This is a genomic window from Streptomyces pactum (assembly GCF_016031615.1).
In the GTDB taxonomy this organism is placed as follows: Bacteria; Actinomycetota; Actinomycetes; order Streptomycetales; family Streptomycetaceae; genus Streptomyces; species Streptomyces pactus.
The window spans coordinates 7,080,641-7,097,017 of record NZ_JACYXC010000001.1 but is presented as its reverse complement, the minus strand read 5'-3'; the positions used below and the strand labels follow the sequence as shown (position 1 = coordinate 7,097,017).

The window sequence follows — 16,377 nt, the reverse complement described above, 5'->3', positions numbered from 1 at the left end:
CGCGGACGCATCGCGCTGCCGGGGCCGACGAGGTCCGGCATCCCCCGGTGTTACCGTCGCGCCCATGTCCAAGATCGAGATAGACAGGGTGACCGCCGAGTTCTTCGGGGCCTTCGACAACCGCGGCGGCAAGGAGGCCGATGTGGCCCGGCTCCGCCGGCTGGTCCTCCCGGGCGGCGTGATCGTCGTGACCGGCCCGGAATTCAGGGTCTACACCGTGGAGGAATTCATCGAGCCCCGCCGGCGGCTGCTGAACGACGGCCGGCTGGTCGAGTTCTCCGAGTGGGAGACCTCCGAGCGGACCGAGATCGCCGACGGCATCGCGTCGCGGTTCGGCGAGTACCGCAAGTCCGGGGTCCTTGACGGTGAGCCGTTCGAGGGCGGCGGGACCAAGACCATCCAGTTCGTCCGCACCCCGGAGGGCTGGCGCATCTCGGCGTTCGCCTGGCACGACCGGCCCTGACCGCATCGGCCCCGGGGTCCGGGCCACACGGTGACGGCGCACGTGGGGGCGGCCCGGGGGTCCGGCACGGGCGACGCGGACCGACGAGCCCCCGTCGCACAGCCGGCTTCCCGGCCGGACGCCGCCGTCCCGTGCCCGTGTCCGTGCCCGTGCCCGTGCCCGTGCCCGTTAGTGCGTACGGGCGGGCCCGGCCGCGTCCGGAACCATGCCGTGACGCCGGGCGCCGTGACGCTGTGCCGTGACGCCGGACCGGGGTCACCCGGCGGCCGCCCGTTCAGGTGCCGATGGCGTGCCACCCGTGTTCGAGGAGTTCGAAGGCGCGGGTGACCGCCGCCCGGGGGTCGGCATGGCCCTGGGCGACGCGGGGCGCTTCGAGGGCGAAGTGCGCCAGCGCGGCGCAGGCGGGATCGTCCTCGGGCAGTCCGCGGTCCTCGGCGATGACCGCCGCCAGGGCGGCGGTGTGACGCAGCCACATGTTCTGGGCGTAGTCCCGCAGGGCCGGGGTGCGCTCGACCAGGTCGGAGAAGGCGGCGAAGCGGGCGTCGCCGTTCGCGGCGGCCATGCGGTGACGCAGCGCGTGCTCCCGTAGCGCCGCGGGCACGGACTGCCCGGCGGGACGTTCCCGCACGGCCGCGAGCAGCCGGGACTCCTGGTCCGCGTCCTCGTCGAAGACGAGTGCTTCCTTGACCGGGAAGTGCTTGAACAACGTGGTGGTGGACACGTCGGCGGCGTCCGCGATCTCCCGGATGCCGACGTCGTCGTAGCCGCGTTCCAGGAACAGGCGCAGCGCGGCGTCCGCGATGGCCTGGCGGGTCGCGGCCTTCTTGCGCTCCCGGCGGCCCATGGGCGCCTTCGCCGTACCGGCCTCGGTGCTGGTCATGGAGCCACCATACCCGTGGGTTGCCCGACTCAAAAAGTGTATCCGTTGCACTTATTGAACGAGTGTGCTCTTCTGGTGGCGTGGAGCGGGGCGCGTCCCGTCCGCCGTCTCCCGGCATCTCCGAGCCCGGAAGGGGCGATCCGTCATGCCGGTGACCGCGCCGCCTCCCTGCCCGACCCGGGGCCGGGGACCCGGCCCGTGGCCGGCCGACCGTCGGCCGGACTCCGCCGCTCCACCCCACAGTTCACCCCGCCGTCCCACCACAACGGAGCCTCACCATGCCCACCACCCCCACGCCGCGCATCGCGATCATCGGCGCCGGTCCCGGCGGCCTGACCTGCGCGCGGGTCCTGCAACGTCACGGCCTCCCCGTCACCGTCCACGACCGCGACCCCGGCCCCGGCGCGCGTGACCAGGGCGGCACCCTGGACCTGCACGAGGACAACGGCCAACTGGCCCTGCGCGAGGCCGGACTGCTGGACGACTTCCACCGCCTCTCCCGCCCCGAAGGACAGGAGATGCGCCAGCTGGACCCGGCGGGCACCGTGCTCTTCCACCACACGCCGGAGGAAGGCGAACGCTTCAAGCCCGAGATCGATCGCGGGGTGCTGCGCGACCTCCTCCTGGCCTCTCTGGAACCCGGCACCGTGCGCTGGGGCCACACCCTGCGCGCCGTGGAGGGGCCAGCCGCCGGGCCTCGGCGACTGCGCTTCGCCGACGGCACCGTCACCGAGGCCGACCTCGTCATCGGCGCCGACGGCGCCTGGTCCACGGTCCGCCGCGCCCTCTCCGACGCCACGCCGCGGTACAGCGGCGTCAGCTTCCTGGAAGCGTGGTTCCACGACGTCGAGAACGCCCACCCCGACATCGCCGCGTTCGTCGGTCAGGGCAGCGCCGCGGCGGCCGACGGAGACCGCTGCCTGTTCGCCCAGCGCAACGGCGGCGGCCACATCCGCGTCTACATCATCCAGCGCGAGGCCGCCGACTGGATCACGCGCGCAGGTCTGACCATCGAGCAGACCGACAAGATCCGCGCCCGCCTCCTCGACCGGTTCACGGACTGGTCCCCCCGGTTCCGCCGGATGCTCACCGACAACGACGGCCGGTACGTCGACCGGCCCATCTACGCGCTGCCGGTGCCGCACACCTGGCAGCACAACCCGACCGTCACCCTGCTGGGAGACGCCGCACACCTGATGCCGCCGCTCGGCGTCGGCGTGAACCTCGCCATGCTCGACGCCTGCGACCTCGCTCTCGCCCTGGCGAACCACGACAAGGTCGACGACGCGGTCCGTGCGTACGAACAGACCATGCTGCCGCGTGCCGCCGAGATGCAGAAGCGCCTCGACGGCGGCGCGGAGGAACTGCTCTCCACCGACCTGCCGGACTTCGCCACCGAGGCCGGGAGCCGCTGACCCGTGCGGCGGGCCGCGCTTCGCGCTCCGCCTCGCCGCCGTGGTCGCCCGGAAGCCGCAGGGCGGCGTAGTCGCATAGCGGCGTAGTCGCATGACCGATGGCCGCACGGCCGCATGGCCGCATGGCCGCATGGCCGCTGAAGCGCCGTGCCCGCGAGGATGACCGCATGGACGATCTTCCGGACTTCCTCGTCGCACGCATCACGGACGACAACCACGCCTACGCCTACGTGGCCGACACCCTGGGCGGCGAGGCCCTTCTCGACAGCCATCTCCCCATGCTCGACCTGACCGAGCAACTGGCACGCGACTACCAGGCCATGGATCCTTCGGACTCCCGCCGGGTCGGCCTGGCCTACGCCCTGCGGGTCCTCGCCCAGGCATACGACCAGCACCCCGCCTACCGCGGGGAATGGCGGCCGTAGCCCGTGCTTGCCGCTACGCGCCGACGGCTCGGCGGGCCGACCGTGAGCCTCGCGCGCCGCAGCGTTGTCCCGATCGCCGAGTCCGCCCTCGTGCGCGGCTCGTGCTCTGGCACCATGCACCTGTGGCGGTGGGATCGGGGAGAAGCAAGGACTTGCAAAGTCGGCGTGATACCGCAGGCCACGAAGGGTGGTCCCCGCGCAGGCGGGGGTGTTCCGCGGGCGGGCGCGAGGAGGTTTTCCGGGCGGAGAGAGGCCCCGCCCGGCGCCACGCAGAGCGCACGGGCGGGGCCGGGACCTTCTCAGACGACCGGATGCTCCGGTGACCGCAGCCACAGGCGCTGGCCACCGGAGTCCACTGTCACGCCGAACTCCTCGGCCGCGGGGGCGCCGGCCCGGATGTAGACGGCATGCACCTCGGTGACCTCGTCCCACAGGTCCCGCGGACCGTACTGCCATACCTCGCGGTCGGTCACGGTTGCCGCCGACCCCTGCCGGTCCCACAGCCAGACCTGCGGGACGCCGTCGTGTTGGCCCTGGGTCATCGCGATACCGGGAAGGCGCGCGCTGGCGTACAAGGCGAAACCGAGGCTCGCCAGAGTCTCGGGCACCAGAGCCCCGGGGCTCGGCCGCGCGGTCGAGTCGTCCACCGGGGCGTCCTGGGCAGGGCGGTGGGACCGCATCGGCATGAACTGCACGCCGCCGACGGCCCGGCCCTGGGCGGTGCCGTCGGCCACCCGCAGGCGCAGGAGCGCGCCGGACCAGAAGTCCAGGCCGAGAGGCGCGAGGATGAACCCGCCGGGGGCGGTCTGCTCGATCCAGGCGGGCGGGACGCGGCGGACCGAACATGTGGCGATGACACGGTTGTAGGGGGCGTCGTCGGCGAATCCCTGCTCCCCGTCCGCATGGACCACGCGGGGGCTGTACCCCGCCGAGCGGATCGCCTTCTCGGCCTCGGCGGCCACGTCCTGGTCCACCTCGACGGTCGTCACGCGCCGGCTGCCCAGCCGGGCGGACAGCAGCGCGGCGTTCCAACCGGTCCCGGTGCCGATCTCCAGCACACGGTGCCCCTCGGTGACGTCGAGCGCACCGAGCATCCGGGCCACCAGCGACGGCTTGGAGTTGGAGGAGGTGGCGATCCCTGGCCCGCCGGGGCGGCCGTCGTCCAGTTGCGTGACGATCGGGGTGTCGCTGTAGACCAGCGACCACCACTCGTCTCCGGCCTCGACCGGGACGCAACTGGCCTCCTGCCTCCACACCTCCTGGGGGATGAACTGGTGCCGGGGCACTGCCTCGAACGCGGGGCGCCAGTCGGAGGGCAGCGCCCCGGACGCCGCGAGGGCGTCCAGGAGCGCGGCCTGGCGCTGCGGCCAGTGAGTCACAGTGCCGTCCTCACTTCTGCTTCGGGGGGCGGGGTGCCGTCCGGCGGGGGGCGGCGGCAGGGGGCGTCCAGGGCTTGATCGGGGCCGGGTCGCCCTTGTGCTTGCCTGTCAGTAACACGTACACCTCCTGTGATGTCGGCGCTGGGGTCCTTCCCCTCGCTGCGCCGTCGTGTGCTTGCAGGCCCGCTCCGGCCGGCCGTCCTCACCGTCGGGAGCGGCCGGAGCGGGGGTCTGGGGGACCGGCGGCGGGAGGTGCCGCCGGTCCCGGGGACGGGTCGCCCGGCCCGGCGCAGCGCGGTGAGCAACGTCCGGGCGTCGGTCAGGCAGTCACCGTCCCGGGGAATGGGAGGGAGCGCACGTCCTGCTCCATCTGTTCGAGCGGGCGGGGTACGACCTCCGGGTCGGGTCCGAGGTCATACATGTCGAGGGCGTCCGACAGCGGCCTGATGAGCCGGTCGAGGCGGTCCTGCTCCAGCTCGGGGGTGTACGGCTGGCCAGTCAGCGCGGCGACATCGACCTGCAGGACCCGCGCAACCGCGGCGACCACACTCGGGGTGGCCGGCGCCAGGCCCCTCTCCACTTTCGCAATGCACCCGCGGGAGAGAAAAGCGCGCTGGGCAAGGGCTGTCTGCGTCATCTGACGCAGCTTCCGATAGTCGGTGATTCGTGCGCCGATGTGCTCTTCGGGATCCAAGGGCATGCTGGTGCTCCCGTTCTGATCTCACCACGCACAACGCTACTCCTGGTCGGCTCCAGGGGTAAGGACAAGCGGCGGCCCCCACCCCTGGCGGGGGCCCTCGTGGTGTGTGCCCCGGGGAACGACGGACGCCTTCGCCCGGCGTCGGACCGGGGCGGGGGGCATGGTCACACCGCACCTCGGTACGGTTGCTGACCTCCGTCGGGTACTCCCCCGGCTCTGGCCGGCAGGCGGCCCACCCCCGACCGTCGCGCCCGTTGCTGGTCTCGCTCTCTCCCCACCTCACGCGGCCTCGACGGGCCCGCTCGCGCGCTGACGCGTGTCGGGGGCGGGCGGGGCACCGGGGGCCCAGCGGAAGGGAAGACCCGCGCCCTGCCCGCCCCCGCGACCGCCGGGCCGGCGGCTTCCCCTCGCCGCCCGCCGGGCGGCACCCGGCCGCCCGCACCGCCGGGTGGCGCTCCGCCCCGCGGTGTATCCCGCGTGCCCCGTGCCGGATCTCGTGTGCAGTGCCCGGACCCCGGACGGCTGTGACGAAACGGCCGGACGGCGGGGCGGACGACGACGGCGGAGGAACGGTGGCGCAACGGATCGCGGTCGGGGTGGACCTGGTGCGGGTGGACCGGGTGGAGCGGCTGCTGCGGGAGAACCCCGAGGCGGAACGGGACATCTTCACCGGGCGCGAGCGCGCCTACTGCGCGGGCAAGCGGAACCGGACGGCCCATCTCGCGGCGCGGTTCGCGGCCAAGGAGGCGGTGCTGAAGGCGCTCGGCACCGGGCTGGGCCCCGGCACGCGGTGGCACGACGTCGAGGTGGTGCACACCCCGCTCGGCCGCCCGCTGGTCCGGCTGTCCGGCGGGGCGGGGGCGCGGGCCGAGCGGGCCGGGGCCTCCTCGGTGGAGGTCTCGCTCTCGCACAGCGGCGAGTACGCCGTGGCCCACGCCGTGCTGGTGCTGGACGCCCCCGGCGCGTCAGCCGTATCAGACGAACCAGCCGAAGGATGACGATGCGTTTCCATCTGATCGACCGAATCGACGCCTGGACCCCCGGGCGCACCATCCGGGCCCGCAAACTGACCTCCTGGTGGGAGGACTTCTGGCGGGACGAGGGCGACGGGCCCGAAATGCCCGAGCCGCTGGTCCTGGAGGCGCTGTGCCAGGCCGGCACCTGGCTGATCATCGCCACCACCGACGTGCGGCGGCGGGCCGCGCTGCTCTCCGTGGACGGTGTCGCCTTCCACGGCCCGGTCCGGCCCGGGGACGTGCTGGTACTGGACGGGGCGGTGGAGTCGATGGGCGACGAGACCGCGGTCCTCTCCGGCACCGCCTCGGTGAACGGGCGCCTGGTGATGGAGGCCGACGCCGTGATGTGCGCGCTGCTGCCGGCCGAGGACCTGGAGGATCCCGAGGAGACCCGCCGGATGCTGGCCCGGCTCACCCGCGAGCCGGTGGCGGGTGGCGCCCGGTGAGCGCGCGGGCGGGCCGCAGACGGGTCGCGGTCACCGGCGTCGGCGCGGTCACCCCGCTGGGCACCACCGCGGCGGACACCTGGCAGGGGCTGGTGGCCGGGCGCAGCGGTGTGCGCGCCCTGGAGACGTTCGACGCCTCGACGTTCCCGGTGCGGATCGCGGGCCAGGTCGAGGGGTTCGACCCGGAGGCGGCGGGGAGCGCCCGGGAGCGCCGCCACCTGTCCCGGGCCGCGCTGTTCGCGCTGGCGGCGGCGCGTGAGGCGGTGGCCGACGCGGGCGGTGGCTGGCACGCCGCGGACCCGTACGACCGGGGCGCGGTGGTCGCCGGCACCGTCGGCCGGCCCGGTCTCCAGGAGCTGGTCGACATGTCGCACCAGCTGAGCACCAGCGGCTTCCGCGACCTGTACCGCCAGGCCCCCGGGGACGTGCTGCTGCGCAACCAGAACGTCGGGGTCGCGGCGGTCGCCCGCGCGGGTGACTGCCGGGGCCCGGTGGTCAGCGTCTCGACGGCCTGTGCGGGCGCCGCGCACGCGATCGGCGAGGCCTACCGGCGGGTCCAGGACGGTGAGTGCGTCCAGGTGCTGGCCGGCGGGTTCGACGCGCTGACCACCTGGATGGACGTGCTGGGGTTCGCGCTGCTCGGCGCGGTCACCGACCGCTGGAACGACGAGCCGGAGCGGGCCTCGCGCCCCTTCGACGCGGACCGCTCGGGCTTCGTGCTGGGTGAGGGCGCGGTCGTGGTGACCCTGGAGGAGTGGGACAGCGCGGTGGCCCGGGGCGCCCGGATCCACGCGGAGGTCGTCGGCTACGGCTCATCGCTGAACGCCTACCGGATCACCGATTCGCCGCCGGACGGCGGTGGCGCGCTCGCCGCGATGCGGGACGCGGTCGCCGAGTCGGGCCTCGGCCCGGACGGCATCGACTACATCGCGGCGCACGGCACCTCCACGCCCGGCAACGACGCCAGCGAGACCACGGCCATCAGGAAGCTCTTCGGCACGCACGCCGAGCGGCTCTGCGTCTCCTCGCCCAAGTCCATGACCGGGCACCTGACGTCGGCGGCGGCCGGGGTCAACCTGATCGCGGCGCTCGGGGCCCTCCGGGAGGGCGTGGTGCCGCCGACGATCAACCTGGACCACCCGGACCCCAAGCTGGGCCTGGACTACGTGCCGAACACGGCGGTCCGCCGCCCGGTGCGCGCCGCCCTGGTCAACGCCTTCGCGTTCGGCGGCACCAACGCCTGCTTCGTGGTCCGCGACCCGCGACCGGAAGGGAGTCCGGCATGACGGCGTTCGACGAGGTCATCGAGGTGGAACCGGGCCGGCGCGCCGTCGCCGCCCGCCATGTCACGCACACCCTGGGGGTCTTCGCCACCCACTTCCCGCGCTTCCCGGTGCTCCCGGGGGTGCTGATCCTGGACGACCTGGTCGGGGCCGCCCGGCTGGCCGCCCCCGAGCCGCCGCCGGGCACCCGCTGGAAGCCGGTCCGGGTGCGCCGCGTCCGTTACCGGCACTTCGCGTGCCCGGGCGACCGGCTGGTGTTCACGGCGACCGTCACCGAGGACGCCGGGGACGCGGTGACCGTGCGGGCGGTGGCCTCCGTCGGGCCGCGGGACGTCACCACGGTGCGCGAACTGCGCCTGGCAGCGGTGGAGGTGGCCGCATGAACGTGGTCCACGGCGGTGGCCGCCCCGGCGGCGGCACCGCGCGCACGGCCGGCCCGGTGCGGCGGGTCGCCGTCACCGGCGTCGGGGTGCTCACCGGGCTCGGCGAGGGGCGGGCGGAGACCTGGCGGGGGCTGCTCGACGGGCGCAGCGCCATCGGTCCCGTCACGGCGTACGACCCGGCGTCGCTGGCCACCCGGCTCGCCGCCGAGCTGCCGGACTTCCGGGCCGAGCGGTACGCCCCGCGCAAGGCGCTGCGGATGACCACGCGCAACGACCAGCTGGCGATCGCCGGCGCCGCGCTGGCCGTCGAGGACGCCGCGCTCGACCTGGCGGAGGCCGGGTACGACCCGGAGCGCGCCGGGATGTTCGTCGGCGGCAACAAGGAGATCTCCCGCCCGGAACACCTGCTGAACGGCTCGCTGGCGGCGCGGCGCGAGGACGGCACGGCGGACCTGCGGCAGCTCGGCGAGCGCGCCTCCTCGGCGTTCTACCCGCTGTACTTCGTGGAGGGACTGCAGTCGGCGTCGCTGTTCCACCTGTCGCACGCGCACGGCTTCAAGGGCGCCAACTGCTACTACCACGGCACCGCCGACGCCGGGCTCACCGCCCTGGGCCGTGCCTTCCGCTCCATCGCCGGCGGTGAGTCCGACGTGGCGGTCGCCGGCGGTTTCGACGACGCCGCGTCCTGGTGGGTGATGACCAAGATGGACGGCCTGGGCGTGCTCACCACCCGCAACGCGGCCGGCGCCGCCGCCTTCCGCCCGTACGACCGGGAGCGCAGCGGGTCCGTGCTCGGCGACGGCGCCGCCTTCCTGGTCCTGGAGGAGTGGGAGGCCGCCTCGCGGCGCGGTGCGCGGATCCTCGCGCAGGTGCGGGGTTTCGGCGCCGCGCAGGACCCGGAGCTGGTCACCCCGCACCCGGCGGGAGAGCCGCTGGCGGCGGCGGTGCGCACGGCGCTGCGCCAGGCGCGGGTGGCGGCCGGGGAGGTGGACTACGTGGCCGCGCACGGCTGCGCCACACGGCTCGGCGATGTGACCGAGGCGCGGGCGCTGACCCGTGTGTTCGGTGCGGACGGGGGCACGGCGGCGGGCAGCGTGAAGCCCGCGGCGGGCCACCTGGTGGCGGGGGCGGGCGCGCTCAACGCGGCGGTCTGCGCGATGGCGATCGACTCCGGGGCGCTGCCACCCACGCTCGGCCTGGACGACCTCGATCCGCAGTGCGCGGGGATGGACTGGGTGGCCGGCTCGGCCCGCGAGGCGAGGGTGCGGCACGCCGTGGCGATCGGCCGCGGCCTGGAAGGACAACAGGCGGCGCTCGTGCTGAGCGCGCCCGGCCGGCAGGCGTGAAGGGGGATTCGGACATGACAGCGACATCCGGCGGGGTGACCGTGGTCGGGGCGGGAGCGATCTCCGCGCTCGGCCCCACGGCCCGCCACCTGTGGGACGGCGTCCGCAACGGGCGGGTCGGCATCGGCCCCGTCAAGGCCCTGCCGATGGACGGGCTCGGCACCGAGCTGGGCGGGGAGGTGACCGACCCGGTGCGGCCGCGCCGCGGCTACCGGCGTCCGGAGGCGTTCCGGGAGCGGGTGGTCGACCTGGCCCTGGTGGCGGCCGAGGAGGCGATGGCGGCGCTGCCGGCGGGGCTGGTGCCGCCGGAGCGGTTCGGCGTCGTGCTGGGGACCTGCAACGCCGGGCTGCTCTCCGCGCGGGAGTGGCTGCGCGCGGTGCGGGACGGTACGGAGCCGGACCCGCGGCTGGCCCTGCTGGTGACCCCGCAGGCGCTGGCCGAGACGGTCGGGGCGGCGTTCCGGCTGCGCGGCCCGGTCCTGGCGGTGAACACCGCCTGCGCCTCCGGCGCAGGCGCGCTGGGGCTCGCCGCCGACCTGCTGCGCCGGGGCCGCGCCGACGCGGTGCTGGCCGGGGGCAGCGACGCCTTCTCCGACGTCTGCTTCGCCGGGTTCAACGCGCTGGAGTCGCTGTCGCCGGAGCCCGCCCGGCCCTACGACGCCGGGCGCCGGGGCCTCTCCCTGGGCGAGGGCAGCGGCATGGTGGTGCTGGTCCGCTCGGACTTCGCCCGCGCGCACGGGCTGCGCGGCATCGCGGACATCGCCGGGTACGGGCTGTCCGCGGACGGGTACCACGCCACGGCCCCGCAGCCGGAGGGGCGGGGCGCGGCGCGTGCCATCGGCGCGGCGCTGCGGCTCTCCGGCGTCGCCCCGGAGCAGGTGGACTACGTCAACGGGCACGGCACCGGTACCTCCAGGAACGACCCGGCCGAGAGCAGCGCGCTCCGGCTGGCCCTGGGGGAGGCGGAGGCGGCCCGCACCCCGGTCTCCTCGACCAAGTCGATGACCGGCCACATGCTGGGCGCGGCCGGGGCCGCCGAGGCGATCGTCACCGCGTACGCCCTGGCGGAGCGGCTGGCGCCGCCCACCGCCGGGTACACCACGCCCGACCCCGACTGCCCGCTGGACTACATCCCCGGTGCGGCCCGGCCGCTGGCGGGCCGCGCGGCGCTCTCCAACAACTTCGCCTTCGGCGGGGCGAACGCCTCGCTGGTGCTGACCGCCCACGGGGCCGGGCACCTGCCGCCCGCCCCGGACGCCGACCGGGTGGTCATCACCGGTGTCGGGCTGGTCAGCCCGGCCGGCCGCACCCCCGCCGAGCTGTGGGAGGCGTACCGCGCGGGACGTGCCCCGGTGCGGTGCGCGGACGGGCTGCGGCTGAGCGCGGTGGACTTCGATCCGGACCGGTATCTGACCAGGCGGCAGCGGCGCCGGATGGACCGGCTGGCCCAGTTCGGGATCGCCGCCACCGCCGACGCGCTCGCCGGGGCCGGGATCGCCGCGGGCGGCGCCGAGGCCGAGGCGGTCGGTGTCGTCTTCGGCACCGGCACCGGGCCGATGGAGGCGATGCAGAGGTTCACCGAGCCGCTGCTGGCCGAGGGCCCGGCCGCGGCCGACCCGGCGGTCTTCCCCAACACCGTCTACAACCAGGCGGCCGGCCAGATCGCCATGCACCTGGGCCTGCGCGGCCCCACGTCCACGCTGTCGGTCGGCCACGCCACCGGCGCCGCGGTGCTCGCCTACGCTGCCGACCTGCTGGCCGCCGGGCACGCCGACGTCCTGGTGTGCACCGTCGCCGACACGCTGACCGAGCAGGTCGGGCGGGCCTACGCGGCCCTGGGCGCGGCGTCCGCCCGCCCGGAGGGCGCCCCGGCGGACGGCCGGTTCACCCTCGCCGAGGGCGGTGTGGCCGTCGTGCTGGAGCGCCGTTCGGCCGCGCTGCGGCGCGGTGCCACCGTCCTGGGCGAGGTCCTCGGGTACGGCATGGCGTCGGACGCCAGTCGGGCGCGGCTGTGGGACGCGCGCGGCCGGGGTGTGGAACGGGCGATGCGCGCGGCGCTGGACGACGCCGGTCTGGTCCCCGCCGACGTGCGCGCGGTGTGGCTGGCCGCGGCCGGCCTGACCGCCGCGGACACCGCCGAGAGCGCCGCCGTGCACCGGCTGTTCGGGCTGTCGCCGGAGCCGGAGCTGTACGCGCCCAGGTCGGTGCTCGGCGAGCCGATGGGCGTGGGCGGCGCGCTGACGCTGGCGCTCGCCCTGCACCAGGGGCGGTCCGGCGGCGACCGCCCGGTCCTGCTGAACAGCTCCTCGCTGGGCGGCAGCCATGTCTGCCTCGCCGTGCGCTGCGGCGCCGGCGAACCCCGTAGCACCACCGACACCCGGGGAGAGTCCCGATGAAGCTGCAAGGTCAGGTCGCCCTCGTCACCGGGGGTTCCCGGGGCATCGGCGCGGCGGTCTGCCGTGCCCTCGCCGCCGACGGCGCCGCCGTGGCGATCAACTACCGCGGCTCCCGGGGCCCGGCCGAGGAGCTGGCCGCGGAGATCCAGGCGGCCGGGGGCCGCGCGATCGCCGTGCGGGGCGATGTCGCCGACCCGGCGGCGGCCGAGGAGCTGGTGCGGCGGGCCGTGGAGGACCTGGGCGGTATCGACATCCTGGTCAACAACGCCGGGGTGGCGCACGACGGGCTCGTCTACACCATGGCCATGGACGACTGGCTGCACGTCATGAAGGTCAACTTCGGCGGGGTCTTCCACTGCACCAAGGCCGTGCTGCCGCACTTCATGAGCAAGGGCGCGGGCGTCATCGTCAACGTCTCGTCGGTGATGGGTGAGCGCGGCTGGATCGGCGAGTCCAACTACGCGGCGTCCAAGGGCGCGGTGAACGCCTTCACCCGCTGCTGCGCCATGGAGTCCGCGCGCTTCGGCGTCCGGGTCAACGCCGTGCTGCCCGGCTTCGCGCCCACCGACCTGGTGGCGGGGCTCACCGAGGGGGCCACGGGCCGCTCCATCAGGAAACAGATCCCGCTGCGGGACTTCGGCCGGGTGCAGCAGATCGCGGACGTGGTGCGCTTCCTGTGCGGCCCGGAGTCCTCCTACATGACCGGCTCGCTGGTCAACGTGGACGGCGGCGCGATGACCGCGCTCGGCCTGGGCCGCCCCTGACCGCCGGCGCCTGCGCGGGCGCGGTGTATCCCGCCGGCCCGCCCCCGGATCAGAACTCACGACGACGCCGCGCCGCACACCCCCGCCGGCGCGCGACTCCCACCGACCCACCACCGAAAGGACCATCCATGGACCGCAGCACCATCGAGGCCGCCGTCACCGAGGCCGTCATCGAGGCCCTGGGCGCCGAGCCGGAGGAGGTCGTGCCCGACGCGACCCTGCTCGACGCCCTCGGCGCGGAGTCGATCGACCTGCTGGACATCCTCTTCCGCCTGGAGCGCTCCCTCGGCATCAAGATCCAGGCCGCCGAGCTGGCCGCCTACGTCCAGGGCGGCATCCCGGACGAGGAGTTCGGCGACGAGAACGAGATCGTCTCGGCCGCGGGTCTGGCACAGCTCAAGAAGGTCATGCCGCAGATCGACACCGCGGCGCTCGCCGGGAAGCTCGAAGCCACCAAGGTCATGGGCCTGTTCACGGTGGAGAACCTGGTCGGACTGGTCGAGCACCGCGCCGCGCTCACCACGGCCTGAGGGGGCCGCACCGGATGACCGCGATACAGATCATCGGCACCGGGGGCTACCAGCCCGGTGACCCGATCCCGACCGAGGAGATCGCCCGTCTCGTCGGGCCGCTGCCCGACGAGGTGCGCGAGGGGCTGTCCATCGAGCGCCGGTTCTGGATGATCGACCCGGCGACCGGCGAACACCGGGAGAACAACTCGGACATGGCCTGCAAGGCCGCCGTCCGGGCGCTGGCGTCCGCCGGGGTGGAGGCCGGGGACATCGACCTGATCGTCCTGGCCACCGGCACCCCCGACTACCCGCTGCCGCCACTGGTCAACCTGGTGCAGGAGCGCCTGGGCCTGGCCCGCTGCGCCACGCTGGAGATCCGCTCCGGCGGGGCCGGGGTCGTCCAGGGGCTGGACGTGGCCCGGATGTACCTGGCGGCCGGGGTGTACCGGACCGCGCTGGTGATCGGCAGCGAGGCGATCTCCCCGGTCCTGGCGCCGGTGTTCCTCGGCAAGGACCCGCACGCGATCCGCATGCGGGACCGGATGCCGGTCTACATGTTCGGGGACGGCGCGGGCGCCGTCGTGCTCCGCGCCGAGGAGGGCGGCCGGGGCGGCCTGCTCGGCGCCGCCATGGAGGCCATCGGCGGTGACCGCAGGCCCGGCATCCAGTCGGTGGGCGGCGGTACGCACGCCCCGATCCACCGGCAGCTGGAGGCCAAGCGGCTGGTGGACCTCAAGGTCGACGTGGTCGGCGCCGGGGACTTCACCCCGGTGATGGTCACCGAGGCGATCGGCGCCACGCTGCGGCGCAGCGGCGTGGACGTCGGCTCGATCGACCTGTGCCTGGTCCCGGAGGGGAACGTGGGCTGGATGCTGGATTCCCTGCTGGAGCTGGGTCTGGACACCGCCGAGTGGAAGGCGCTGGACGGCAAGGTCTTCGACAGCCTCTCCACCATGGGCGCCGTGGGCTGCGCGGCGGTGCCGCTGTTCCTCGACGACGCCTGGCGCTCGGGCCGGGTGCGGCCGGGCGACCGGCTGATGCTGATCGGCGTCGAGTCCACCAAGTGGATCTACGCGGGCGCGGTCGTGGACTGGACCGCGCCCGCCCCCGCGGCCTGAGAGAGGAGGGCCATGACGGCCCGAACAACCGCCGCGCCGCCCACCGCCCCGGACACCGCCCCGACGGCGGCACCGGTGGTGACGGCCGGGGAGTTCCGGCAGGCCATGGGGCGGTTCCTGACCGGGGTCACGGTGGTCACCGCGTACGGACCGGAGGGCCCGTACGGCACCACGGTCTCCTCGCTCGCCTCCGTCTCGCTCGATCCGCCGATGCTGCTGATCTGCCTGGGGCACCGGTCGCGGACCGCCCGGGTGATCGGCGAGCGGGGACTGTTCACCGTCAATGTGCTGGGCCGGGACCAGTCCGCGCTGGCCGCCCGGTTCGCCGCGCCGGACCGCCCCCGCGGCCACGCGGGCTTCGCGGCGGTGCCGCACCGGCTCGGCCCCGCGGGCACACCGGTGCTCGACGGGACGCTGGCCCACCTGGACTGCCGGGTGACCCAGCGGGTCGTCGCCGGTGACCACACCGTCGTCATCGGCGAGGTCACCGGCACCGGCTGCGCGGACGGGGCCGGACCGCTCGCCCACCACCGGGGGAAGCTGCTCACCCCGTGGTGACGGCACCCCGGCACGGCGGAGGGCCGGCGCGGACCACGCGCCGGCCCTCCGCCGCTCCGACCACCGACCAACCCGTGGACCCAAGGGAGTTCCCGTGCAGAACATCGCCTTCCTCTTCCCCGGCCAGGGGTCCCAGCGGCCGGGCATGGGCAAGGACCTCGTCGCCCGCCACCCGGAGCTGGCCGACCGCTACTACCGGCCCGCCGACGACATCCTCGGCTTCGGCCTGTCCCGGCTGTGCTGGGAGGGCACCGCCGAGGACCTGGTGCCCACCGAGATCACCCAGCCCGCGGTCTTCCTCACCAGCGTCGCCGTGCTGCACGTGCTGCACGGCCACGGCATCACCCCGTCGGTCGTCGCCGGGCACAGCCTGGGCGAGTACGCGGCGCTGGTCGCCGCCGGGGTGCTGGACTGGCGGGACGCGCTGCGCCTGGTGCGCCGGCGCGGCGAGCTGATGGCGCAGGTCAACGAGCGCACCCCGGGGGCGATGGCGGCCGTGATCGGCCCCGCCGCCGAGCAGGTGGAGCGGATCTGCGCCGAGGTGGCCGGGCGTACCGGCGCCGTGGTCGAGGTCGCCAACTACAACGACCCGGCGCAGCACGTGGTGTCCGGGGAGCGGGACGCGGTGCGTGAGGTGGTGGCGGTCGCCCGGGCGCTGGGCGCCGAGCGGACGGTGGCGCTCGGCGTGGGCGCGCCGTTCCACTGCCGGCTGATGGCCGCGGTGGAGGAGGAGTTCGGCGCCGAGCTGGACCGGGTGGAGTTCCGCGAGCCCCGGGTACCGGTGCTGTCGGCGGTCACCGCGGGCCCGGTCCGCGACGGCGCCGAGGCCCGCCGGGTGCTGCGCCGCCAACTGGCGGGTGCGGTGCGCTGGGCCGACACCCTCCGCGCGATCGCGGCGTCGGGGACCGACACGTTCGTGGAGGCCGGCCCCGGCCGGGCGCTGAGCGGCTTCGTCCGCGCCACCCTCCCGGGGGCGGTGTGCCACCCGGCCGGCCAGGCGCGGCGCATCGACCGGCTGGTCGCCGCGCCGGCTGCCGCCTAGTTGCGCGAAGGAAAAACGGTACGGGGTGGAAAAAGAAGGCTCCACGAACGACCCTACTCTGCGGTATTGTCGTTCGTGGAACCTTTATCCACCCCGCTTTTTGCGGTTCGTGAAAAACAATGGGAAGTGACCGAGGTGGAAGAGACCGGGAACTCCGGAAACGCTGCGCTCACCAGGCTGGGTGACGCGGTCGGGCAACCGCCGCGCCGTGCCCCCGAGAAGGCGAAGGCGCTTTTTCCGTTCATCGCCCG

The 16,377-nt window shown here is 74.8% G+C and carries 17 protein-coding genes; 14 read left to right on the top strand and 3 right to left on the bottom strand.

The window, feature by feature from the left end; translation table 11 throughout:
* Nucleotides 1–64 precede the first annotated feature (64 nt).
* On the top strand, nt 65–463 hold the full coding sequence (locus IHE55_RS28030) for a nuclear transport factor 2 family protein (RefSeq protein WP_197991587.1): 399 nt from the start codon (nt 65–67) through the stop codon (nt 461–463).
* Between the two features lie 274 nt (nt 464–737).
* Here IHE55_RS28030 and IHE55_RS28025 read toward each other — a convergent pair whose 3' ends face one another.
* A complete protein-coding gene (locus tag IHE55_RS28025) occupies nt 738–1,343 on the bottom strand; it encodes a TetR/AcrR family transcriptional regulator (protein WP_232265720.1) in 606 nt (201 codons plus the stop codon).
* A 278-nt stretch (nt 1,344–1,621) separates the two neighbouring features.
* Here IHE55_RS28025 and IHE55_RS28020 point away from each other — a divergent pair, with 278 nt between their 5' ends.
* Complete coding sequence (locus IHE55_RS28020) at nt 1,622–2,758, top strand: FAD-dependent oxidoreductase (RefSeq protein WP_197991586.1); 1,137 nt, start codon at nt 1,622–1,624, stop codon at nt 2,756–2,758.
* A 167-nt stretch (nt 2,759–2,925) separates the two neighbouring features.
* Nucleotides 2,926–3,183 (top strand): DUF6221 family protein, encoded by a 258-nt coding sequence (locus IHE55_RS28015; protein ID WP_197992328.1) that lies wholly within the window; start codon nt 2,926–2,928, stop codon nt 3,181–3,183.
* Between the two features lie 299 nt (nt 3,184–3,482).
* Here IHE55_RS28015 and IHE55_RS28010 read toward each other — a convergent pair whose 3' ends face one another.
* The gene (locus IHE55_RS28010; protein WP_197991585.1) at nt 3,483–4,562 is read right to left on the bottom strand and encodes a methyltransferase domain-containing protein; all 1,080 of its coding nucleotides are present in this window, start codon (nt 4,560–4,562) and stop codon (nt 3,483–3,485) included.
* Between the two features lie 319 nt (nt 4,563–4,881).
* Nucleotides 4,882–5,262: a helix-turn-helix domain-containing protein gene (locus IHE55_RS28005; RefSeq protein ID WP_197991584.1), complete on the bottom strand. Its 381-nt coding sequence runs from the start codon at nt 5,260–5,262 to the stop codon at nt 4,882–4,884.
* 572 nt (nt 5,263–5,834) lie between these two features.
* Here IHE55_RS28005 and acpS point away from each other — a divergent pair.
* The 11 genes from acpS to fabD all read left to right on the top strand — a co-directional run bounded on the left by acpS (nt 5,835) and on the right by fabD (nt 16,126).
* Nucleotides 5,835–6,260 (top strand): holo-ACP synthase, encoded by a 426-nt coding sequence (acpS, locus tag IHE55_RS32830; RefSeq protein ID WP_197991583.1) that lies wholly within the window; start codon nt 5,835–5,837, stop codon nt 6,258–6,260.
* Between the two features lie 2 nt (nt 6,261–6,262).
* Complete coding sequence (locus IHE55_RS27995) at nt 6,263–6,724, top strand: hotdog domain-containing protein (protein ID WP_197991582.1); 462 nt, start codon at nt 6,263–6,265, stop codon at nt 6,722–6,724.
* The gene (locus tag IHE55_RS27990) at nt 6,721–8,010 is read left to right on the top strand and encodes a beta-ketoacyl-[acyl-carrier-protein] synthase family protein (protein WP_197991581.1); all 1,290 of its coding nucleotides are present in this window, start codon (nt 6,721–6,723) and stop codon (nt 8,008–8,010) included. The genes IHE55_RS27995 and IHE55_RS27990 overlap by 4 nt, the downstream gene beginning before the upstream one ends.
* Complete coding sequence (locus tag IHE55_RS27985; protein ID WP_197991580.1) at nt 8,007–8,390, top strand: 3-hydroxyacyl-ACP dehydratase FabZ family protein; 384 nt, start codon at nt 8,007–8,009, stop codon at nt 8,388–8,390. Before IHE55_RS27990 ends, IHE55_RS27985 begins: the two co-directional genes overlap by 4 nt.
* Nucleotides 8,387–9,736, top strand: coding sequence for a beta-ketoacyl-[acyl-carrier-protein] synthase family protein (locus IHE55_RS27980; RefSeq protein WP_232265718.1), 1,350 nt, complete (start codon nt 8,387–8,389; stop codon nt 9,734–9,736). Before IHE55_RS27985 ends, IHE55_RS27980 begins: the two co-directional genes overlap by 4 nt.
* 14 nt (nt 9,737–9,750) lie before the next feature.
* Nucleotides 9,751–12,132 (top strand): beta-ketoacyl-[acyl-carrier-protein] synthase family protein, encoded by a 2,382-nt coding sequence (locus IHE55_RS27975; RefSeq protein ID WP_197991579.1) that lies wholly within the window; start codon nt 9,751–9,753, stop codon nt 12,130–12,132.
* Nucleotides 12,129–12,896 carry an SDR family NAD(P)-dependent oxidoreductase gene (locus IHE55_RS27970; protein WP_197991578.1) on the top strand — a complete coding sequence of 256 codons (768 nt, stop codon included), beginning with the start codon at nt 12,129–12,131 and terminating at the stop codon, nt 12,894–12,896. The genes IHE55_RS27975 and IHE55_RS27970 overlap by 4 nt, the downstream gene beginning before the upstream one ends.
* A gap of 128 nt (nt 12,897–13,024) precedes the next feature.
* Nucleotides 13,025–13,426: an acyl carrier protein gene (locus tag IHE55_RS27965; RefSeq protein ID WP_197991577.1), complete on the top strand. Its 402-nt coding sequence runs from the start codon at nt 13,025–13,027 to the stop codon at nt 13,424–13,426.
* Between the two features lie 14 nt (nt 13,427–13,440).
* On the top strand, nt 13,441–14,526 hold the full coding sequence (locus IHE55_RS27960) for a 3-oxoacyl-ACP synthase III family protein (RefSeq protein ID WP_197991576.1): 1,086 nt from the start codon (nt 13,441–13,443) through the stop codon (nt 14,524–14,526).
* A 12-nt stretch (nt 14,527–14,538) separates the two neighbouring features.
* Entirely contained in the window at nt 14,539–15,084 is a 546-nt protein-coding gene (locus tag IHE55_RS27955; protein WP_197991575.1) for a flavin reductase family protein, read from the top strand.
* Nucleotides 15,085–15,178: 94 nt separating this feature from the next.
* Entirely contained in the window at nt 15,179–16,126 is a 948-nt protein-coding gene (fabD, locus tag IHE55_RS27950) for an ACP S-malonyltransferase (protein WP_197991574.1), read from the top strand.
* The last annotated feature ends 251 nt before the right edge of the window (nt 16,127–16,377 follow it).